The organism is Paraburkholderia sp. EB58 (assembly GCF_050436665.1).
Classification (GTDB): domain Bacteria; phylum Pseudomonadota; class Gammaproteobacteria; order Burkholderiales; family Burkholderiaceae; genus Paraburkholderia.
Window position 1 is genome coordinate 290208 of the sequence record NZ_JBNDMQ010000003.1, and the last position, 21204, is coordinate 311411.

Annotated in this window: 22 protein-coding genes and 1 other RNA gene; 12 read left to right on the forward strand and 11 right to left on the reverse strand. The window is 63.1% G+C overall.

Annotated elements, in window-relative coordinates; translation table 11 throughout:
* Positions 1–19 precede the first annotated feature (19 nt).
* Positions 20–634 carry a glutathione S-transferase C-terminal domain-containing protein gene (locus P3T40_RS06475; protein WP_429266855.1) on the reverse strand — a complete coding sequence of 205 codons (615 nt, stop codon included), beginning with the start codon at positions 632–634 and terminating at the stop codon, positions 20–22.
* A gap of 205 nt (positions 635–839) precedes the next feature.
* On the opposite strand from P3T40_RS06475, the gene P3T40_RS06480 reads away from it, so the two are divergent.
* The 5 genes from P3T40_RS06480 to purH all read left to right on the forward strand — a co-directional run bounded on the left by P3T40_RS06480 (position 840) and on the right by purH (position 6600).
* Entirely contained in the window at positions 840–2252 is a 1413-nt protein-coding gene (locus P3T40_RS06480) for an aminopeptidase P N-terminal domain-containing protein (protein ID WP_429266856.1), read from the forward strand.
* 20 nt (positions 2253–2272) lie between these two features.
* A complete protein-coding gene (locus P3T40_RS06485) occupies positions 2273–3511 on the forward strand; it encodes a UbiH/UbiF/VisC/COQ6 family ubiquinone biosynthesis hydroxylase (protein ID WP_429266857.1) in 1239 nt (412 codons plus the stop codon).
* Positions 3512–3680: 169 nt separating this feature from the next.
* Positions 3681–4745, forward strand: coding sequence for a tRNA dihydrouridine synthase DusB (gene dusB / locus P3T40_RS06490; RefSeq protein ID WP_429266991.1), 1065 nt, complete (start codon positions 3681–3683; stop codon positions 4743–4745).
* Entirely contained in the window at positions 4742–4975 is a 234-nt protein-coding gene (locus tag P3T40_RS06495) for a Fis family transcriptional regulator (protein ID WP_007180440.1), read from the forward strand. The genes dusB and P3T40_RS06495 overlap by 4 nt, the downstream gene beginning before the upstream one ends.
* A 59-nt stretch (positions 4976–5034) precedes the next feature.
* A complete protein-coding gene (purH, locus tag P3T40_RS06500; RefSeq protein ID WP_429266858.1) occupies positions 5035–6600 on the forward strand; it encodes a bifunctional phosphoribosylaminoimidazolecarboxamide formyltransferase/IMP cyclohydrolase in 1566 nt (521 codons plus the stop codon).
* 121 nt (positions 6601–6721) lie between these two features.
* On the opposite strand, the gene P3T40_RS06505 is transcribed toward purH, so the two are convergent.
* Positions 6722–6961, reverse strand: a complete 240-nt coding sequence (locus tag P3T40_RS06505; RefSeq protein WP_429266859.1) for a hypothetical protein — start codon at positions 6959–6961, stop codon at positions 6722–6724.
* A gap of 166 nt (positions 6962–7127) precedes the next feature.
* On the opposite strand from P3T40_RS06505, the gene ruvC reads away from it, so the two are divergent.
* The 4 genes from ruvC (at position 7128) to P3T40_RS06525 (ending at position 10485) form a co-directional block, all read left to right on the forward strand.
* Entirely contained in the window at positions 7128–7670 is a 543-nt protein-coding gene (gene ruvC / locus P3T40_RS06510) for a crossover junction endodeoxyribonuclease RuvC (protein ID WP_429266860.1), read from the forward strand.
* Between the two features lie 71 nt (positions 7671–7741).
* Entirely contained in the window at positions 7742–8323 is a 582-nt protein-coding gene (gene ruvA / locus P3T40_RS06515; protein WP_429266861.1) for a Holliday junction branch migration protein RuvA, read from the forward strand.
* Between the two features lie 115 nt (positions 8324–8438).
* Positions 8439–9503: a Holliday junction branch migration DNA helicase RuvB gene (gene ruvB, locus P3T40_RS06520; RefSeq protein ID WP_429266862.1), complete on the forward strand. Its 1065-nt coding sequence runs from the start codon at positions 8439–8441 to the stop codon at positions 9501–9503.
* Positions 9504–9552: 49 nt separating this feature from the next.
* Entirely contained in the window at positions 9553–10485 is a 933-nt protein-coding gene (locus P3T40_RS06525) for an oxygenase MpaB family protein (protein WP_429266863.1), read from the forward strand.
* 48 nt (positions 10486–10533) lie between these two features.
* On the opposite strand, the gene P3T40_RS06530 is transcribed toward P3T40_RS06525, so the two are convergent.
* The 3 genes from P3T40_RS06530 to tyrS all read right to left on the reverse strand — a co-directional run bounded on the left by P3T40_RS06530 (position 10534) and on the right by tyrS (position 13108).
* The gene (locus P3T40_RS06530) at positions 10534–11205 is read right to left on the reverse strand and encodes a histidine phosphatase family protein (RefSeq protein ID WP_429266864.1); all 672 of its coding nucleotides are present in this window, start codon (positions 11203–11205) and stop codon (positions 10534–10536) included.
* Between the two features lie 63 nt (positions 11206–11268).
* A complete protein-coding gene (dtd, locus tag P3T40_RS06535) occupies positions 11269–11727 on the reverse strand; it encodes a D-aminoacyl-tRNA deacylase (RefSeq protein WP_429266865.1) in 459 nt (152 codons plus the stop codon).
* 133 nt (positions 11728–11860) lie between these two features.
* Positions 11861–13108, reverse strand: a complete 1248-nt coding sequence (tyrS, locus tag P3T40_RS06540; protein WP_429266866.1) for a tyrosine--tRNA ligase — start codon at positions 13106–13108, stop codon at positions 11861–11863.
* Positions 13109–13354: 246 nt separating this feature from the next.
* Between tyrS and P3T40_RS06545 the strand changes: the two genes are divergently transcribed.
* Complete coding sequence (locus P3T40_RS06545) at positions 13355–14488, forward strand: anhydro-N-acetylmuramic acid kinase (RefSeq protein WP_429266867.1); 1134 nt, start codon at positions 13355–13357, stop codon at positions 14486–14488.
* A gap of 194 nt (positions 14489–14682) precedes the next feature.
* On the opposite strand, the gene erpA is transcribed toward P3T40_RS06545, so the two are convergent.
* The 3 genes from erpA to rplM form a co-directional block, all read right to left on the reverse strand.
* On the reverse strand, positions 14683–15048 hold the full coding sequence (erpA, locus tag P3T40_RS06550; protein WP_074262450.1) for an iron-sulfur cluster insertion protein ErpA: 366 nt from the start codon (positions 15046–15048) through the stop codon (positions 14683–14685).
* Between the two features lie 232 nt (positions 15049–15280).
* Positions 15281–15673, reverse strand: coding sequence for a 30S ribosomal protein S9 (gene rpsI, locus P3T40_RS06555; RefSeq protein ID WP_074302436.1), 393 nt, complete (start codon positions 15671–15673; stop codon positions 15281–15283).
* An 11-nt stretch (positions 15674–15684) separates the two neighbouring features.
* On the reverse strand, positions 15685–16113 hold the full coding sequence (gene rplM, locus P3T40_RS06560; RefSeq protein ID WP_074262452.1) for a 50S ribosomal protein L13: 429 nt from the start codon (positions 16111–16113) through the stop codon (positions 15685–15687).
* Between the two features lie 739 nt (positions 16114–16852).
* Here rplM and P3T40_RS06565 point away from each other — a divergent pair.
* Positions 16853–17275 (forward strand): OsmC family protein, encoded by a 423-nt coding sequence (locus P3T40_RS06565; protein WP_074282226.1) that lies wholly within the window; start codon positions 16853–16855, stop codon positions 17273–17275.
* A gap of 137 nt (positions 17276–17412) precedes the next feature.
* Here the strand turns inward: P3T40_RS06565 and rnpB are convergent.
* From rnpB to pyrC, 3 genes are all read right to left on the reverse strand, one after another.
* Positions 17413–17824, reverse strand: an RNA gene (gene rnpB / locus P3T40_RS06570) — RNase P RNA component class A.
* A 105-nt stretch (positions 17825–17929) separates the two neighbouring features.
* The gene (locus tag P3T40_RS06575) at positions 17930–18952 is read right to left on the reverse strand and encodes a DUF3025 domain-containing protein (protein ID WP_429266868.1); all 1023 of its coding nucleotides are present in this window, start codon (positions 18950–18952) and stop codon (positions 17930–17932) included.
* Positions 18953–18961: 9 nt separating this feature from the next.
* Positions 18962–20023: a dihydroorotase gene (gene pyrC, locus P3T40_RS06580; RefSeq protein WP_429266869.1), complete on the reverse strand. Its 1062-nt coding sequence runs from the start codon at positions 20021–20023 to the stop codon at positions 18962–18964.
* Positions 20024–20206: 183 nt separating this feature from the next.
* Between pyrC and P3T40_RS06585 the strand changes: the two genes are divergently transcribed.
* Positions 20207–21142 carry a class II glutamine amidotransferase gene (locus tag P3T40_RS06585; protein WP_429266870.1) on the forward strand — a complete coding sequence of 312 codons (936 nt, stop codon included), beginning with the start codon at positions 20207–20209 and terminating at the stop codon, positions 21140–21142.
* Positions 21143–21204 lie beyond the last annotated feature (62 nt).

The following is a 21204-nucleotide window of genomic DNA, read 5'->3' on the forward strand; positions in this document are numbered from 1 at the left end:
TCGCTCGCGCAGCGCGCGCTCAGTCTGCCGGGAAGGTATCGACGAACGACTGCCGTTGCGACAGCTTCTGGAAGTGCTTGTCGAGATTCGGGTACGGCTCGCGCCAGTTCAGACCCGGCGTGCGGAAATCCAGATAGCCGAGCGCGCATCCCATGGCGATATCCGCCAGCGTGTAGCGGTTGCCTGCGCACCATGTTTTGCTGCCCAGTCCTTGCGACATCGCCACGAGGCCGTCGTCGATCTTGCGTTGCTGGCGCGCTAGCCAGGCGTCCGAGCGCTGTTCGGCCGGCCGCAGCATGCCTTCGAGACGAATCAGCACCGCCGCATCCAGGATTCCGTCGGCGAGCGCTTCCCAGCAACGCACCTCGACGCGCTCGCGCCCCGACGGCGGAATCAGCTTGCCGACCGGCGACAGTGTATCGACATATTCACAGATGACACGCGAGTCGAACACCGCCTCGCCGTCCTCCATCACGAGACACGGCACCTTGCCGATCGGATTGAAGGTATGGATGGTGGTGTCCGGCGCCCAGACGTTTTCGAGCACCAGTTTGTAGTCGATCTTCTTCTCGGCGAACACGATCCGCGCCTTGCGGACAAACGGGCTGCCGAGCGAACCGATGAGTTTCATCATCACATCTGCCTTTTCTGCTTCTGGAATTGGGCGGAAGTATACGTTGGTTGGCGGCCCTCCTGAGCACCGCGCCCCATCTTCCGGAACAACGCCCCACTGGACCTGTGGACGGATTGCAACATTGCGGCTTCCCGCGTCATCCGTCCATCTGGCCGGATGGCCAGGGTGCCGAATCCGGATGCCGATTGGGCGCTACAATCGCACCATGAACCAGCCGAACGAACCCACTCTCGCCATCGACGTTTACCGCAAGCGCCGCGAGCGCGTGCTAGCTGCGCTGCGCGCGGCAGGCGGCGGCGTCGCCATCGTCCCCACCGCGCCGGAAGTGGTGCGCAACCGGGACGCCGACTATCCCTATCGGCACGACAGCTATTTCTACTACCTGACGGGCTTTACCGAGCCCGAAGGCTTGCTCGTGCTGGACGCCAGCGCGGGTGAGAAAGGCCCGGCTTCGATCCTGTTCTGCCGCGCCAAGAACGCCGAGCGCGAGATCTGGGAAGGTTTCCGCTTCGGTCCCGAGGCTGCCCGTGAGGCGTTCGGCTTCGACGCGGCGTTTGCGGTCGACGAAATCGAGAGCCAGATGCCGGCAATCCTCGCGGACAAGCCGGCGCTGCACTACGCCCTCGGCAGTTCGGCGGAGCTCGACGAAAACGTGCGCCGCTGGCTCGACGCGGTGCGCGCCAAAGGCCGCAGCGGCCTCGCCGCGCCGAACGCCGCGCACGACCTTCTGCCGATCCTCGACGAGATGCGCCTCTTCAAGGACAACCACGAACTGGCCATCATGCGTCGCGCCGGTGAAATCTCGGCCCTCGCGCATCGCCGCGCCATGGCCGCGTCGCACGCTGGCGTGCGCGAGTACGAACTGGAAGCCGAACTGCTGTACACGTTTCGCAAACACGGTGCGCAAGGGCCGGCGTACGGCTCGATCGTCGCCGCGGGCGCCAATGCCTGCGTGCTGCACTACGCGGCCGGCAACACGGTTGCGCGGGACGGCGACCTGATCCTGATCGACGCCGCCTGCGAACTGGACGGCTACGCCTCCGATATCACGCGCACGTTCCCAGCGAACGGCCGCTTCACACCGGCGCAGCGCGAGCTGTACGACATCGTGCTCGCTTCGCAGCAGGCCGCGATCGCCGCCACCCGCGCCGGCGCTTCCTTCGACGCCCCGCATAACGCGGCTCTGCGCGTGCTGTCGCAGGGCCTGCTCGACACGGGCATCGTCGACCGGGCGCTCTTTTCCTCAGTCGACGACGTGATCGAGGAACGCGCCTTTGCGCCGTTTTACATGCACCGCACCAGCCACTGGATCGGCATGGACGTGCATGACTGCGGCGACTATCGCGAACGCGGTGCGCCGCGCGATGCACAAGGCGCGCTGCCTGCGCGCATCCTGCAGGCGTCGATGGCGCTGACGATCGAACCGGGTCTCTACATTCGCCCGGCGGAAAACGTCCCCGAGAAGTACTGGAATATCGGCATCCGTATTGAGGACGACGCTGTCGTGACGCCGGACGGTTGCGAGCTGCTCACGCGCGGCGTGCCGGTCAAGGCCGACGAAATCGAAGCGCTGATGCAGGAAGCGCTTGCCGCGGCCGGCGAAACCCGCGCGGCGTGAAGAGACGGAACCAATAGCCCATGAACGACGTTTCCCAAGCGCCCGGTACGCCGCAGCCAGCCTCGCCTGATGCGTCCCGTACGCATAACGCGCCGTTCGACTTCGACGTGGCAATTGTCGGCGCCGGGCCGGTCGGGCTGGCGCTGGCCGGCTGGCTCGCGCGCCGCAGCGCGACCCAGGCGCTGTCGATTGCGCTGATCGACGCACGCAAGCCGGAAGACGCGCTCGGCGATCCGCGCGCCATAGCCGTCTCGCACGGCAGCCGGATGATTCTCGAGCCGCTGCGCTGGCCGTCGGACGCCACCGCGATTCACCGCATCCACGTATCGCAACGCGGGCATTTTGGCCGCACGTTGATTGATCACACCGAGCACGGCCTGCCGGCCCTCGGCTATGTGCTGCGCTACGGCTCAATCGTGCAGGCCCTCGCCGACGCCGTGCGGCCGACCTCCGTGCACTGGTTGCAGTCAACCTCTGCGCAAGCGCCGGTTCAGGAACACGATGGCGTGACGCTGCCGGTCGAAACCGCACAAGGCCCACGCAATCTGCGCACCCGCATTCTGGTGAACGCCGAAGGCGGCCTGTTTCAGGAGCAGCAGAAAAGCAGCAGCGCGGGTGGCACGCGCGACTACGGCCAAACCGCGCTGGTGGGCACGGTCAGCGTGTCGGCGCCGCGCCCCCATGTCGCGTGGGAGCGCTTTACGGAGCAAGGGCCGATTGCGCTGCTGCCTACAGGCGGCGCGCGTGACGCCGACTACGCGCTGGTCTGGTGCTGCTCTCCGGACGAGGCGGCACGCCGCGCCCAATTGCCCGACGACGCGTTTCTGCGCGAACTCGGCACGGCGTTTGGCGACCGGATGGGACGCTTTACGCAGATCAAGGGTCGTGCGGCGTTTCCGCTCGGCCTGAATGCGCTCGATACGCTCGTCAAGGGACGCATCGTGGCGATCGGCAATGCGGCGCAAACGCTGCATCCGGTGGCAGGCCAAGGACTGAATCTGGGACTACGCGACGCGCATGCGCTCGCCGACGCGCTCTCGCAGCACGGCGCAACACCGCTCGCGCTCGCTGCGTTCGCGCAGCGCCGTTCGCTCGACCGGCGCCTGACGATTCGCTCAACCGATACGCTCGCGCGCCTCTTCACGGTCGACTTCCCCGCCCTCGCCACGCTGCGCGGACTCGCGCTGACGGCGCTCGAGTTCGTGCCGCCGGTCAAAACCGCGCTGGCACGGCAGATGATATTCGGGCAACGCCGCTAGGCGTTCGCGTTCTGCGGTTCTATGAGCCAGGACACTTTCATAGAAGATTTAATGGGTTACGACAGCCTCAAGTCGGGTGTCGGCATTCCGTTAACGCTAAAATAGCTGTTTTCCCTCGTATTTCGCGCCCGTCCCCATCATTCAGATGTCAGGCGGTTGCGTCTTGGCCATGCCCACTCTCGGCTCCCACAATCTGCGCAACAACCTGTTTGTCGCCCCCATGGCGGGCGTGACCGACCGGCCGTTCCGCCAGCTCTGCAAGCGGCTGGGCGCGGGCTATGCCGTGTCGGAAATGGTCGCGTCGAACGCGCAGCTGTGGAAAAGTGAGAAGACCATGCGCCGCGCCAATCACGCGGGCGAGGTCGAGCCGATCGCCGTGCAGATTGCCGGCGCGGATCCGGCCATGATGGCCGAGGCGGCCCGCTACAACGTCGCCAACGGCGCGCAGATCATCGACATCAACATGGGCTGCCCGGCCAAGAAGGTGTGCAATGTGGCCGCGGGCTCCGCGCTCTTGCAGAACGAGCCGCTGGTTCAACGGATCGTCGAGGCGGTGGTGGGCGCGGTGGGCGTGGGGCCGGATGCGGTCCCCGTCACGCTGAAAATTCGCACCGGCTGGAACCGCGACAACAAGAACGCGTTGAACGTCGCCCATCTGGCCGAAAACGCCGGCATTTCTATGCTGACCGTGCATGGCCGTACCCGCGCCGACCTTTATCACGGCGACGCCGAGTACGAAACCATCGCCGCGGTGAAGGCCGCGGTGCGCATCCCGGTGGTCGCCAATGGCGACATCACCTCGCCGCAGAAGGCCCGCGAAGTGCTCGCCGCCACCGGTGCCGACGCGATCATGATCGGGCGCGCGGCGCAGGGCCGCCCGTGGCTGTTCCGTGAGATCGAGCATTTCCTGCAAACCGGCGAGTTGTTGCCGCCGCCGCGGATCGATGAGATCCAGCAGGTGATGAACGAGCATCTGGAAGACCACTACGCGTTCTATGGCGAATTTACGGGCGTGCGCACTGCGCGCAAGCACATCGGCTGGTACACTCGCGGCCTTTCTGGCGCCAATGTGTTCCGGCACCGTATGAATACGCTGGACACGACGCGCGAACAACTCCTCGCCGTCAACGAGTTCTTCGACGCTCAAAAGGCGCTCTCCGACCGCCTCGTCTACGTGGACGAGGATGTCAACCCGAACGGCGAACCGGACCACTCCGACCGACTAGCAGCATGAGCAAGAACAATATCGAACAATCAGTCCGCGACAGCCTGGGCATGTATTTCCAGGACCTCGACGGCTCCAATCCGCACGACGTCTACGACATGGTTATTTCGTGTGTCGAGAAACCGTTGCTCGAGGTGGTGCTCGAGCAGGCCGGCGGCAATCAGTCGCTGGCCGCCGAGTATCTCGGCATCAACCGCAATACGCTGCGCAAGAAGCTGCAACAGCACGGTTTGCTGTAGCTCATTGTGATTTCTTGGCGCCCTGCCACGTCCATCTCTTCGGCTTCTCATTCTTCATCATGATCAAGCAAGCGCTCATCTCCGTTTCCGACAAGTCCGGCATCGTCGATTTCGCCAAATCGCTGTCGGACCTCGGCGTCAAGATCCTGTCCACCGGCGGTACCGCGAAACTGCTCGCGGACGCGGGCCTCGCCGTCACCGAAGTGGCCGACTACACGGGCTTCCCGGAAATGCTCGACGGGCGCGTGAAAACGCTGCATCCGAAGGTGCATGGCGGCATCCTCGCGCGCCGCGACCTGCCGGAACACATGGCAGCGCTTGAAAAGCACGACATTCCGACGATCGACCTGCTGGTCGTGAATCTGTATCCGTTTGTGCAGACCGTGGCGAAGGAAGAGTGCTCGCTGGAAGACGCGATCGAGAACATCGACATCGGCGGCCCGACTATGCTGCGCTCCGCGGCGAAGAATCATCGCGACGTGACGGTGGTGGTCGATCCGGTCGACTACGCGGTTGTGCTCGAAGAGATGCGCGCAAACAGCAATGGGGTTTCGTACAAGACAAACTTTCGCCTCGCAACCAAGGTGTTCGCGCACACCGCGCAGTACGACGGCGCGATCACGAACTACCTGACGAGCCTGACCGAAGAACTGCAGCATTCGTCGCGCAACACCTACCCGGCCACCTTCAACCTCGCGTTCGACAAGGTGCAGGACCTGCGCTACGGCGAGAACCCGCATCAGAGCGCCGCGTTCTACCGCGACCTCTCCGTGCCGGCTGGCGCGCTGGCGAATTACGAGCAGTTGCAAGGCAAGGAACTGTCGTACAACAACATCGCCGATTCCGATGCTGCGTGGGAATGCGTGAAGACCTTCGACGTGCCGGCCTGCGTCATCGTCAAGCACGCGAATCCGTGTGGCGTAGCTGTGGGCGCGGATGCGCACGAAGCCTATTCGAAGGCGTTGCAAACCGATCCGACCTCGGCATTCGGCGGCATCATCGCGTTTAACCGTGAAGTGGACGAAGCGGCGGCACAAGCCGTGGCCAAGCAGTTCGTCGAAGTGCTGATTGCGCCTTCGTTCAGCGCGGCAGCGCGTCAGGTGTTCGAAGCGAAGAAGAATGTGCGTCTGCTGGAAATCGCTTTGGGCGACGGTCACAACACGTTCGACCTGAAGCGCGTGGGCGGCGGTCTGCTGGTGCAATCGCTCGATTCGCACAATGTGCAGCCGCATGAACTGCGCGTCGTCACGAAGCGTCATCCGACGCCGAAGGAAATGGACGATCTGCTGTTCGCATGGCGCGTGGCGAAGTACGTGAAGTCGAATGCGATCGTGTTTTGCGGCAATGGTATGACGCTGGGCGTCGGTGCAGGCCAGATGAGCCGTGTGGACTCGGCGCGGATTGCTAGCATCAAGGCGCAGAACGCGGGTTTGACGCTGACAGGTTCGGCTGTGGCGTCGGATGCGTTCTTCCCGTTCCGCGACGGTCTCGACGTGGTGGTCGCTGCAGGCGCAACCTGCGTGATCCAGCCGGGCGGTTCGATGCGCGACGATGAAGTCGTGGCTGCGGCCGACGAGCACAGCATCGCAATGGTGCTGACGGGCGTGCGTCACTTCCGCCATTGATTCTTTCTGGACCCTGCGATGGTGCGTTGTAGCTTGTTGTGAGGCTAACGAGCCAGACGCGGTAACTTGAACGCAACGGCCCGGCAGATTTTTCTGCCGGGCCGTTTTGCTTGCAAGCCGCTCAATCGTCGGGGTCTTTCCTGGCGTAACCAGCGCTTACATCGGGATGGGTGCTGATGTACGTGCTCAAACCCAAACCGCGCTGAGCCAATCGACTCATCTCAGCCACATGTTCGGCCCCGGCACTTGCGTCTGTGTACCAATAGGTCGCACCCGACTTGAAGCGAACCGCAATACAACCGACACCGAGCGCGTATGCGTCGACGCCTGAGTCACCGCTTAGATTTCGATAGCGTTCCATGCATGCCTCCTCAGCTGCTTTCCGGTTGCCCCAACTATCCTGCTCGCTCGCTTCGTCCGGCGGTCACGAACCTGGCGAGCCTTTATTCGTCGCTCGGCGGCTTGCGCACTCCGTCGCGCGTCCCGTTCGTTGTAGTATCGCAGGCACTTAGTTCGCAGCGGATCTCATGAGAATTCTCGGCATCGACCCCGGCTTGCGTGTGACCGGCTTCGGCGTGATCGACCAGAACGGTCATCACCTCACCTACGTGGCAAGCGGCGTCATCAAGACCGCCGATGCCGACTTGCCGTCGCGCCTGGGCACGATCTTCGAAGGCATTTCGACGCTCATCCGCCAGCACGCGCCCGATCAGTCCGCCATCGAAAAGGTATTCGTCAACGTCAACCCGCAATCCACGCTCCTGCTCGGCCAGGCGCGCGGCGCCGCAATCTGCGGGCTCGTGGCGGGCGGCGTGCCGGTGGCCGAATATACCGCGCTGCAGTTGAAGCAGGCTGTGGTGGGTTATGGCCGCGCCACCAAGGAGCAGATGCAGCAGATGGTGGTGCGCCTCCTGAATCTCTCCGGCGTGCCGAGCACCGACGCCGCCGACGCGCTCGGCATGGCGATCTGCCATGCTCACGGGGGCAGCACGCTCAGCACGCTGGGTAGCATCGCGCCCTCGCTCGCCAAGAAGGGCCTGCGGGTGCGACGCGGGCGGCTTGTCGGTTAGTCCCTGTCCCGTCCGTCCGGACGCCTGCGCCCTGCGCTACACTCGCCCTTTCTCTCACGATTGAATCCGCCATGATCGGTCGCATTGCCGGCGTCCTGCTGGAAAAGAATCCGCCACACCTGCTTGTCGATTGCAACGGCGTGGGCTACGAGGTCGACGTGCCGATGAGCACGTTCTACAACCTGCCCTCGACCGGAGAACGGGTGGTCCTGCTCACCCAGTTGATCGTGCGTGAAGACGCCCACCTGCTGTTCGGTTTCGGCACCGCCGAAGAACGCGCCACCTTCCGCGAACTGCTGAAGATCAGCGGCATCGGCGCACGCATGGCACTCGGCGTGCTCTCCGGCATGAGCGTGCACGAACTGGCGCAGACCGTCACGATGCAGGACGCAGCGCGGCTGACGCGCGTGCCGGGCATCGGCAAGAAAACGGCGGAACGCTTGCTCCTCGAACTGAAGGGCAAGATCGGTGCCGACCTGGGTGCGATGGCGGGCGCAGTGTCGGCATCCGACCATGCTTCCGATATCCTGAACGCATTACTCGCATTGGGTTACTCCGAAAAAGAAGCCTTGGCCGCGGTCAAACACGTGCCGGCGGGCACGGGGGTGTCCGAAGGTATCAAGCTCGCCCTGAAAGCGCTCTCCAAGACTTGAGCGGAAGTTAAGCGTCTTGCTTGCGACGGACTAAAGCTTCGCACGCCACAGTCCAAAGCACACCCTGGCCGTTCGGCCAGCTTCGGCGATAAGCGCCGCGCTGTACAATGCACCCATGATCGAAACCGACAAACTCGCCGCTGAGCGCATCATCGCTGCCACGCCCGTATCGCCGAACGAAGAAGCGTTCGAGCGTGCGTTGCGCCCGCGCCAGCTCGACGAGTACGTCGGGCAGGAAAAGGTGCGCGGCCAGCTTGAAATCTTCATCGAGGCCGCCAAGCGCCGCTCCGAATCGCTCGACCACGTGCTGCTATTCGGGCCGCCGGGCCTGGGCAAGACCACCCTCGCGCACATCATCGCGCGGGAAATGGGTGTGAATCTGCGGCAAACGTCCGGTCCCGTGCTCGAACGCGCTGGCGACCTTGCCGCGTTGCTGACGAACCTCGAAAAGAACGACGTGCTGTTCATCGACGAAATCCACCGGCTCTCGCCGGTCGTCGAGGAAATCCTGTATCCGGCGCTCGAGGATTATCAGATCGACATCATGATCGGCGAAGGGCCCGCGGCGCGCAGCGTCAAGCTCGATCTGCAGCCGTTCACGCTGGTAGGCGCCACCACGCGCGCCGGCATGCTGACCAACCCGCTGCGCGACCGCTTCGGCATCGTCTCGCGGCTCGAGTTCTACAACGCAGAGGAACTGGCGCGCATCGTCACGCGGTCCGCGTCGCTGCTGCACGCACAGATACACCCGGACGGCGCGTTCGAAATCGCCAAGCGCGCCCGCGGCACGCCGCGGATCGCCAACCGGCTGCTCCGCCGTGTGCGCGACTTCGCTGAGGTCAAGGCAGACGGCAACATCACCGCGAAAGTAGCCGATGCCGCGCTCAGGATGCTGGATGTGGACCCGGTCGGCTTCGACCTGATGGACCGCAAACTGCTCGAGGCGATCCTGCACAAGTTCGACGGCGGCCCGGTCGGTGTCGACAACCTCGCCGCGGCCATCGGCGAAGAGCGCGACACCATCGAAGACGTGCTCGAACCGTATCTGATCCAGCAAGGCTTTCTGCAACGCACGCCGCGCGGTCGCGTCGCGACGCTGCTGACCTACCGCCACTTCGGCCTCGCTGCGCCAGATTCATCCAGTCCGGTACGCGATCTTTGGGACTCAGGCGCGACCTGACCCACCGCGCGTCGCATCAGAAGAATCAAGAAAGCCAGGAAAGCCAGCAATGTCCGATCAAGCCAGCTACCCAGATGAGCGCGCCGGCCTTGCACAACGCCTCGCGCAACGCGTGCGCTCAAAGGTGGCAAGCGGCGTCACTCACCTGACAACCGGCAGCGGCCCGACGCTCGATTACTCCTCCCCACCTGGAGACCCCGGTCTCTTCGGCCCCGAATCGATCTGCTGGAAAATCCACGCGGATTTCACCTCGATGATGACGGGCGGTATCAGCGCCCTCCTGCTGCAGGCGTTGCATCCGCTGGCACTGGCCGGCGTGTGGGATCACTCTTCGTTCCGCACGGATATTTTGGGGCGCCTGCGCCGCACCGCCACCTTCATTGCCGGCACCACCTACGGCAACCGGCGCGACGCGCTGGGACTTATTGAGCGGGTCAAGCAGATTCACCTTGGCGTGACAGGCATCGCACCGGACGGACGGCCCTACCGGGCGAGCGATCCGGCGTTGCTGACGTGGGTGCACGTTGCCGAAGTATCGAGCTTTCTAACGGCTCATCTGCACTATGTGAATCCCGCGCTGCCCATGGCCGAACAGGATCAGTACTTTGCGGAGACGGCGCATATTGCCGAGATGCTCGGCGCCGCGAATATCCCACGCTCGCGGGCCGAGATCGATGCTTATCTGCTTGCGATGCGGCCCGAACTGGAAACGGGCACGCGCACGCGTGAAGTGGTGCGGATTCTGATGGATGCGCGGCCGCCAAGCGCGTCGTTGCGGCCTGCAGGGGCGTTGATGCTCAATGCCGGGGTAGATCTGTTGCCGCCGTGGGCGCAGGAAATGCTCGGCTTTGACACCTTGGCCGGCGTGCGCCGCGCGATAGTCAGACCGGGGGTGAAGCTAGTCGCACCGGTGATTCGCTGGGCGCTGACCAACGGCGTATCGAAGCGGGCGCGGCGGCGGGTAGCGGCAGCGCGGCGCTAGACATCATCACGCGGTGTGCGTGATCTGGTCGAATCTGAATCTATCCGCTCAACGACCCGGTTCTGGAATGCGTCGTAACGTGTCGTCGTCGCTCGGCGTATCCAGATGCGAAACGTCCGCCCAAGACACCACCTTCCCCTTCCCGGCAGCAAAATCCACCACATTGACGCTCGTGTTGAGCAACACGTAGTCGCGTGGCACCTCGAGCGTCAGGTCGCGCGCAAACCGGTAGACGCAATCGAGCACGCCACCGTGCGCGACGCACGCAATTCGCCCACCGGGATGCGCCGCGACGATTGGCGTGACGGTCTCCATGACCCGGTGATAGAAAGCTCGCATCGATTCGCCGTCCGGCGGCGCAAAGCCGCCATCGCGCGTTTGCCAGTACTCGAATTCGTCCGGGTAGCGTTCGGCGATCTGATCGCGGTCGTAGCCCTCAAACGCTCCGTACGACCGCTCGCGCAGACCCTCACGCAGTTGCAGCGGCAAGCCGAGTGCAGTGGCGATGGGCTGGGCGGTTTGCTGTGCGCGCTGGAGGTCGCTCGAATAGATCGCGTCAAGCCGCTTGCCTTGCGCCGCTTCGTCAGCGAGACGTTGTGCGAGGCGCTGAGCTTGCTCGATTCCGGTCGTCGCGAGTGGAATGTCAATGTGACCCTGGATGCGCTTGATGCGGTTCCAGTCGGTTTCACCGTGCCGGATAAAAAGGATCTGCGTGGACATAGGAATGAGTGGAAACGAGGCCGGTTATGGCAATCCGTTATGGTCGCAAAAGTGATCTGGACATCACGGGTTCGTCTGCAGCCAGAACGTCACCGGTCCGTCATTCACGAGCGACACCTGCATATCCGCGCCGAACTCGCCGGTCTCAACAATCGGATGCTTCGCGCGGGCGGCCGCAACGAAGTAGTCGAACAGGCGCTTGCCCTCATCGGGCGGCGCAGCCGGCGTGAAGCTCGGGCGCAGGCCGCTGTTGGTATCCGCGGCTAGCGTGAACTGTGAGACCAGCAGGAGACCGCCGGCGCGCCCTGTCCCGTCGAGGTTCTGCACGGAGAGATTCATCTTGCCAGCCGCGTCGCTAAATACGCGGTAGCCGAGCATCTTCGCCAGCAGCCGGTCGGCGACTACGTCGGTATCGCCACGCTCAGCGCACACCAGCGCGAGCAGTCCCGCTTCGATCGCGCCGGTGACACGTTCGCCGACGCGCACTTCCGCACGCCTCACGCGCTGGATTAGCGCGATCATGCGCGACACCCCGGCTTGACGGTGACAACGACGCCAACGGATGGCGCAGACAAAACGACACCGTTATCCGCAGTCACTGTGTTGCGCAGCCCGTACATACCGCGCTCGTCACGCCTCATCACGCAATGCTCCATCACGCCGTCAGCGTCACGCGTGCAAACCGACGCTTGCCGACCTGCACGACGTACTCACCCGCTTCGACCTTCAGACCCTTGTCCGACACGGTTGCGCCGTCGATCTTCACGCCGCCCTGGTCGATATTGCGCAACGCTTCGCTGGTCGACGGCACCAGGTTTGCCTGCTTCAGCAACTGACCGATCGCTAGCGGTGCGCCCGCTAATGTGACCGCCGGAATATCGTCCGGCACACCGCCCTTCGCTCGATGGTTGAAGTCTTCGAGCGCGCGCTCGGCGTCGGCCGGCGAGTGGAAACGCGCGACGATCTCCTGCCCGAGCAGCACCTTGAAGTCGCGCGGATTGCGGCCCGCTTCGATTTCTCTTTTGAAGCCGGCGATCTCATCCATCGGGCGGAACGACAGCAGTTCGAAGTAACGCCACATCAAGTCGTCGGAGATGCTCATCAGCTTGCCGAACATATCCGTCGGCTTTTCGCTGATACCGATGTAGTTATTCTTCGACTTCGACATCTTCTCGACGCCGTCGAGCCCTTCGAGCAGCGGCATGGTCAAGATGCACTGCTGTTCCTGACCGTATTGCTTCTGCAGTTCGCGGCCCACCAGCAGGTTGAATTTCTGGTCCGTGCCGCCGAGTTCGAGATCGGCATTGAGCGCGACCGAGTCGTAGCCCTGCATCAGCGGATACAGGAGTTCGTGGATCGAGATCGGCAGACCGCCTTGATAGCGCTTCGTGAAGTCTTCGCGCTCGAGAATCCGCGCCACCGTGTAGCGCGAGGCGAGCTTGATCATGCCGTCGGCGCCGAGCGGCATCGACCATTCGCTGTTGTAGCGAATCTCGGTCTTCTCGCGATCCAGCACCAGCGCGGCCTGCTCGAAATACGTCTTGGCGTTCGATTCGATCTGCTCGCGTGTGAGCGGCGGACGCGTGGCGTTACGGCCGGACGGATCGCCGATCAGCGAGGTGAAGTCGCCGATCAGGAAAATCACCGTGTGGCCGAGATCCTGCAACTGGCGCATCTTGTTCAGCACGACGGTATGGCCGATATGGATGTCGGGCGCCGTCGGGTCGAGACCGAGCTTGATGCGCAGCGGCACGCCGGTGGCGGCGCTCTTCGCGAGCTTCTGTGCGAACTCTTCTTCGATCAGCAACTCGTCGACACCGCGCTTGGTGACGGCGAGCGCGTGACGGACTTCGTCGGTGATCGGAAAGGCGGGACTGGGCTTGGACGTGGACTCGGTGCTCATGCTGGAACGTGAGGTCGCAAAAAGTGAGATTGTCCCATAGATGCGCGCCGCCGCGTCCGCAGACGGTGGCGGCGGGTATTTGCGCGGCCTGAAACGGGCGTATTGGGCACCGCTGTGCTAACGATCGGCGCGCCGACGGAATGTCGCCGCCCCGCAGAGTTTGCAGTCGCAGACACTACCTCGCGGGCGTCAGCGCTGATAATCTGCGAACACGGTTCACTACGAACGACTGACAGGAGCAGCAACGTGGCGCAAGACAGCACGGCGGATGGCGTCTACCTTGGATTAATGTCGGGTACCAGCATGGATGGCGTGGACGGCGTCGCCGTCGAATTCGCCAAGGGCAAGCCCCCGGTCGTCCTCGCGGAGGCCTTTGTGGGCTTCGCAGAGGGGCTGCGCGACGCGCTATTTGGCCTGCAACAACCGGGCGAGAACGAGATTGAGCGCGAGGCACTGGCAGCCAATGCGCTCGCCACACGCTATACGGTCTGTTGCCACGAACTGCTACGCGCGGGCAATCTGTCTGCCGTCGACGTACGGGCGATCGGCGTGCACGGCCAGACCGTGCGGCACCGTCCGGAGAAAGGCTATACGCGTCAGATCAACAACCCGGCGCTGCTGGCGGAAATGGCCCATATCGACGTCATCGCGGACTTCCGCAGCCGGGATGTCGCCGCGGGCGGCCAAGGCGCGCCGCTGGTGCCGGCCTTCCATGCGACCGTGTTCGGAGCGGCGGGCGAGACACGCGTGGTCTGCAACCTGGGCGGAATCAGCAACATCACCATTCTGAACGCCACCGGCAGCGTGCGTGGCTTCGATTGCGGGCCGGCCAACGCGCTTCTCGACGAGTGGGCGCACCGCCATCTCGGCAAGCCTTACGACGAAAACGGGCACTTCGCAGCCGGCGGCCAGGTGCATCGGCCCTTGCTGAATGCGCTGCTCGACGAGCCGTTCTTTACGCAGCAGCCGCCCAAAAGCACCGGCCGCGACCTGTTCAATCCCGCGTGGCTCGACGCGAAACTGCAGGCGTTTGCCGGTTTGCCACCTGCCGACGTGCAGGCGACGCTCGTCGCGCTAACGGCGATCACGGTCGCACGCGAGATCGAGCGCCACGCGTCGGACGCCCGTGCGGTCTACGTCTGCGGCGGCGGCGCGCGCAATCCGGTCTTGATGAAGGCGATCCAGGCCGCGCTCGAGGAGAGCGGCGTGAGCGGCGTGCCGGTGCTCACCACCGAGGCGCTCGGCGTGCCGCCCCAGCAGGTCGAGCCGCTGGCATTCGCGTGGCTGGCGATGCGCTGCGTGGCGCGCGAGCCGGGCAATCTGGCGGCCGTCACAGGAGCTGCGGGCGAACGGGTGCTGGGGGCGATTTATCCGCGCTGAGGGGCTTTAGGGACATGCGGGAAGCAGCACACAGCACAGCGGGCTATCCCGTGTTGCAGTGCCGCTGAAGCGCTCTAATGCCGCACTGACCGAAGGTACAGGAGCGTGCTGGTGCCTCACACGCGAACTCAGCCAAAAATAAAAACGGGGCCGAAGCCCCGTTTCCTTATCCCGCTGGTTCAGCTTTCGATCACTTAGACCGAGAACGACGAGCCGCAACCACACGTGGTCGTGGCGTTCGGATTCTTGATCACGAATTGGGCGCCGTTGATATCGTCCTTGTAGTCGATCTCAGCGCCGACCAGATACTGGTAGCTCATCGAATCGATTAGCAACTGGACGCCGCTCTTGTTCATCACGGTGTCGTCTTCGTTGACGGCTTCGTCGAACGTAAAACCGTATTGAAAGCCCGAGCAGCCGCCGCCCTGCACGAATACGCGCAGTTTCAGCTCCGGGTTGCCTTCTTCGTCGATCAGCTGCTTGACCTTGTCAGCCGCTGCGTCGGTAAAAACGAAGGGGCTAGGCATCTCGGTCACGGGGGTGTCGGTGACTGCGTTCATTCGAACTCTCCAAAAAAGCTTCTAACCGCTATTGTAGGGCTGATCTCGATATCGTGCCGAAGCCCACAAAATCAATGGGTTCTCTTCAACAAACAGCGCATGGACCGGTGGCGCGCCAAAGCCACGACGCATGCCCCAAACACGGCAGCCCAATATGAAAAAAGCCGCCGACGCGAAAGCGCCAGCGGCTTTTGCAGCGGCCTGACCCGAAAGCCAGAACACGCCGAAGCGATTAACGCTTCGAGAATTGCTTCCTGCGGCGTGCCTTGTGGAAGCCGACCTTCTTACGTTCGACTTCACGAGCATCACGCGTGACGAAACCAGCTTTCGACAGTTCCGGCTTCAGCGTTGCGTCATAGTCCATCAGCGCGCGGGTGATGCCGTGGCGAACCGCACCGGCTTGACCCGTTTCACCGCCACCCGACACGTTGACCTTGATGTCGAACGTGACGCCGTGGTTCGTGAGTTCCAGCGGCTGACGCACGATCATCAGCGACGTTTCGCGCGAAAAGTACTCAGCGATAGGCTTACCGTTGACAACGATGTCGCCCTTGCCTGCCTTGATGAACACACGTGCAGTGGCGCTCTTGCGGCGGCCCGTGCCGTAATTCCAGTTACCGATCATGTGGGCTCCCCTTAGATCTCGAGCGCTTTCGGCTGTTGTGCCGAATGCGGATGCGTTGCTTCAGCGTAGACCTTCAGCTTCTTGATCATCGCGTAGCCGAGCGGGCCCTTCGGCAGCATGCCTTTGACCGCCTTCTCGAGCGCACGGCCCGGGAAGCGTTCCTGCATCTTGCCGAACGTCGTTTCGTAGATACCGCCCGGGTAACCCGAGTGGCGATAGTACTTCTTGTCCGTGGACTTGTTGCCCGTGACACGGAGCTTGCCGGCGTTGATAACGATGATGAAATCACCGGTGTCGACGTGCGGAGTGAATTCTGGCTTGTGCTTGCCGCGAAGACGGTGTGCCACTTCGCTGGCGACACGCCCGAGAACCTTATCCGTCGCGTCAATCACGTACCATTCGCGCGTAACCTCATGGGCCTTTGCGGAAAATGTCTTCATGATCGATCCAAAAATAATTGCTGCGCCCTGTGTTTTTTCCTGCTTGTAATGTGCGCATCGAGGCGCGTGCAGGCTCTCCCTGTTCTTCCTCCGCGGGCACGAATGCGGAAAAGCTCTGAATTATAAAGGAAATTCCCGACACGAGTCAAAATTTGCCGCGCGAGGCGAGTACGGGGACTCCGGAAACATGCCAAAAGTGGCATTTTCGGTCATTGGCCCGGCCGTCGTTGACCGGACGCTTAGCTCACCACCCCGCCCCTCGACAACGATTCGCCACGACAATCAAGCCGTTCGTGAAGGGCGAAAAAGGCGAAAAAAAACCCGAACGAGCGGTTCGGGTTTAATCCACCAAAGGAGGAGGGTGGAGGAGACATGCGGAGGTTGCCGAACTGCGACAACCAATGGAGAGGATTATATGAGCCGACCTTGTGCGACGCAAGATTATTTGCATTGCGAAACGTGATTTCATAATGTGACAATCAATCCCGCGGCCGAAAAAAGCCGACAAAGCTTTTAACATCAAATAGATAACCATGATCCGGCGCGTTTTTCCCGTGCCAAAACTAGAGTAAAACCCCTAACGACATCAGGGCAATCCCGCACGCGTGTAACCATGCCGCACCGCAACACGCAAGATGTCGCCGAGCATGATGGCGCGCCGAAGTGCCCTCGGGCGAGCGCGCAGGCGTCGGGCTACAATGGCATTTCGAATACAAGTTATGCGAGCTGGGGTACAGGCATGGAATGCAAAGTAAGCTGGATGGGGCAAGACGGCATGGCGTTCGCCGCCGAAACGGGTAGCGGCCACCTCGTCACGATGGACGGCGCGCCGGAGGGCGGCGGCCGCAATCTGGCTCCGCGGCCCATGGAAATGGTTCTGCTCGGCACCGGCGGATGCACCGCGTACGACGTGGTGATGATCCTGAAGAAGAGCCGCCAGGAAATCGCCGGCTGCTCGGTGACGCTGAAGGCCGAGCGGGCCAGCGAAGATCCGAAAGTGTTCACGAAGATCCACTTCCATTTCACCGTGACCGGCAAGAACCTCAACCCGGCTACGGTCGAGCGCGCCATCAACCTGTCGCACGACAAGTATTGCTCGGCTTCGATCATGATCGCCAAGACCGCTGAACTGACGCACTCGTTCGAGATCGTCGCGGGCTGATCGCCACGGCGTCGGCCAACTGGTTTAACCAGCGCCCGCGTCATGCGCAAATTCACGCACCAATAAGCGCGGCAGCAAAGGAAGAACCAAAAAGGAAATGCCGGCATCCTCACGGACGCCGGCATTTTTCTATTCAGCGGCAAAGCAGGTCGATAAGCCGGATTCTGTGCACGCGCCGCGCCGAAGCGCCGCGCGCGTGGCAGCCATTCCTCTAGGCGCGCCATTGCTGACGCGCTCAAGCTTCCTACCCGCAGACGTGACGGGGGCCCCATCCTGCATCTCGAAGATGCTAGCCTGCCTACTTGGAATTGCTCCGGGTGGAGGTTACCGTGCCGGTCTGCCTCGCAGCAGCCGCGGTGCGCTCTTACCGCACCGTTTCACCCTTACCTGATCCCGGCTTGCGCCGGGCCATCGGCGGTTTGCTTTCTGTTGCCCTGTTCCGCGTGTTGCCACGGATGGCCGTTAGCCATCACCCTGCCCTGTGGAGTCCGGACTTTCCTCGCCCTCTTTGACCGAAGCCGCAGAGGCCGCGACTGCCTGACCTGCTTTGCTGGCGTGGATTTTAACACCTGCAGGTCGCTGAGGCGGCGCGCAAGGCCGAAATAGAAAGCTGGAGGGCAGACCGACAGGCTGCCGCACCGCCATACCAGCCGGTCAGCAAGCCTGACGTCGTCCGGCGCGAAATACGGCGGGATCGTCGTAGAAAGAGGGTGTGTCGTTAGCGGGCCACCAGCCGGGGGTGCCCAGCACCGGCAGCGGCGCGAACAGGCGCGTCGTCAATTCCTGCGTGGATGACAGCTCGCGGCTGATCGCATCGTCAAGCCACGCATCGCGGGCCGCATGGGGCCACGAGAAGTACTCGTCCGGAACGTCGACCATCCATGCATGTCCGGTGCACGCCTTATAAGGCAAAATCAGCTTTTCCAGCAGCGCGTGACCGAAGCAGCGCACCTCGCACCGTTCGCCCCACGCGGCACGGTTTGCGACGAATAACGTCGACCAGTCGAAGCCGCGTAACGCCTGGCTGAGCGCAGGATCGGCGCACGCGAACAGCAGCGCGTTCTCATCGAACAAGGTCAGGGCGTCCCGCACACCGCCGCGCGTCGGACCGACGCCCAAGGCATCGATGGCCGCCGATTGACGCGCATTCAGCGCCGCCTTGATGCGCGGGAACGCAAACCAGACCGAAGCGTTGAAGAAGTCGTGCAGGTTATGACGGGTGGGTACACAGCCGGTCGAGGCAATGTGCGCCTCGTAGGCCGCCCCTGGCGGGAGATCATCCTGCGCAATGAAGGCAAGGCGCTGGCCGCGGCCGGTGATCTGCTGTGACTGCTGCGCGTCGGCGTTCATTTCGACGAGCAACGCGGCGTAGCTCTTTAGCGCGGCCTGCTGCCAGCGAATACCCCGCGCGCAGAACTGCACGAACCATGGCAGCGACCAGTCGATGTCGGCGAAGCCGGGCTTGGCGACATGGGTAGCCGCGTTAGCCGTGGCTCGGCCCTTCGCTGGCAGCGCATCCCCAAGGGGATTTGCGCCCAGGGCGCCGGCCGAAGATTTTTCCGTGGCACCCCCTGCCGCCATCCGCACATGCGCAGCGGAGCCTGAGCCGTCAACGACCGCCTCATCTCCCCCGGCGCACGCTGCGCTCGAGCGCGCCACTGCGTCTTGCCCCGCCACGCCCCTACCTCAGACCAGCCGCCAGCCGATCGACTCGCCGCCGCGCAACGGCACGACGGGCGTATCGCCAACCGGCAGCTCGGCCGGCAGCGTCCACTGCTCACGGCGCAGCGTGACCTGCTCGCCGCTGCGCGGCAGACCGTAGAAGTCCGCGCCAAAGAAGCTCGCAAACCCTTCGAGCTTGTCGAGCGCGCCGGCCTGATCGAATGCTTCCGCGTACAGTTCGAGCGCATGCAACGCCGTGTAGCAGCCCGCGCAACCGCATGCATGCTCCTTCAGCCCCTTCGGATGCGGCGCGCTGTCCGTGCCGAGGAAGAAGCGCGGATTGCCCGACGTTGCCGCCTCGACCAGCGCCACGCGATGGGTCTCGCGCTTCAGCACAGGCAGGCAGTAGTAGTGCGGACGGATGCCGCCCTGGAAAATCGCGTTGCGGTTGTACAGCAGATGGTGGGCGGTGATCGTCGCGCCGAGCAGCTCCGGCGCCGCGCCGGCCTCGCGGATGTAGTCCACCGCGTCTTTGGTCGTGATGTGCTCGAACACCACCTTCAGCGCCGGGAACGCGCGGCGCAGCGGCGTCATCACGCGGTCGATGAACACCTTCTCGCGGTCGAACAGATCAATGGAGGAGTCCGTCACTTCGCCGTGCACCAATAGCGGCATGCCGGTTTCCTGCATGACTTCGAGTGTCTTCGCGCATTTCATGATGTCCGTGACGCCCGCGTCCGAATTGGTCGTGGCACCCGCCGGATACAGCTTCACGCCATGGACGAAACCACTTTCGCGCGCACGGCGAATTTCGTCGGGCGGCGTGTTGTCGGTCAGGTACAGCGTCATCAGCGGCTCGAACTTCACGCCGGCCGGAATTGCCGCGACGATGCGCTCGCGGTAGGCCTGCGCCATCGCCGTGGTCGTGACCGGCGGCTTCAGGTTCGGCATGATGATCGCGCGGCCGAACTGGCGCGCGGTGTCCGGCAGCACAGCCGCCAACATTGCGCCGTCGCGCACGTGCAGATGCCAGTCGTCGGGGCGGGCAAATGTCAGGGAATCGATCGAAACAGTGGAGGCAGTCATGGCGTGAAGTTGACGAACCCGGCGCAGCAGCAGCATTGACGTGAACAAACCGCAACGTTGCGGCCTATACATAGGTCAATTTAGCTATTTGACGCGCCTGGCGCGGTGATATGCTTGGAAAATCATCATTGTAACGGGTCGCGCCCAGACGGGCCGGCCGTTAAGACGCTCCGCCTTAGCAACATGTGCCAACTTCTCGGAATGAACTGCGCCGCGCCGACGGACGTCATGTTCTCGTTCACCGGCTTTGCGGCGCGCGGCGGCGTCACCGACCACCATGCAGACGGCTGGGGCATCGCCTTCTTCGAAGACAAGGCCTGCCGCCTGTTCATTGACCATCAATCATCGGCCACCTCGCCGATCGCTGAAATGGTCAAGCGCTACCCGATCAAGTCGAAGAACACGATCGCGCACATTCGCAAGGCTACGCAAGGGCATATCCAGCTGGAGAACTGCCACCCGTTCATGCGTGAACTGTGGGGCCGTCACTGGATCTTTGCGCACAACGGCGACCTCAAGGACTATTCACCATTCCTGACGGGCGTGTATCAACCGGTAGGCACCACCGACAGCGAACTCGCTTTCTGTGCGTTGTTGCAAGGTCTGCGTAAGGCGTTCCCAACCACGCAGCCGCCTCTTGATGAACTGTTTGCCGTACTCGGTACGCTCACGCGCGAGATCACGCAGTTCGGCGTGTTCAACTTTCTGATGTCGAATGGCCAGGCGCTATTCGCGCATTGTTCGACCAACCTGCACTACATCGTGCGTAGCTGGCCGTTCTCGACCGCGCATCTGGTCGACGCAGACGTGTCGATCGATTTCGCCAAGTACACCACGCCGGAAGACCGCGTCGCAGTCATCGCCACCGCGCCGCTGACCGACAACGAAGTGTGGACCGCGTTCAAGCCCGGCGACCTGCTGATGTTCCAGCATGGCGACGTGGTAAGCCGCGTGAATGTGCCGGTGCCGCCGTGTGTGCTCGAGAAGTTGCGCAATCCGGCCCTGGATGCGTCGGCGTCGGCAACGATGGCGACTGCGTCCATTCATCCCGCGTCGACTCGTGAGTCCGTCACGCTCGACGTCGAAGCCGCGGATGACGCCGCGGCGTTCGAGTCCTGAAGTCAGCAGCGCGGTTTAACCGGCGCCCGGCGTCATACGAAATACGTACGAGTTATATACGA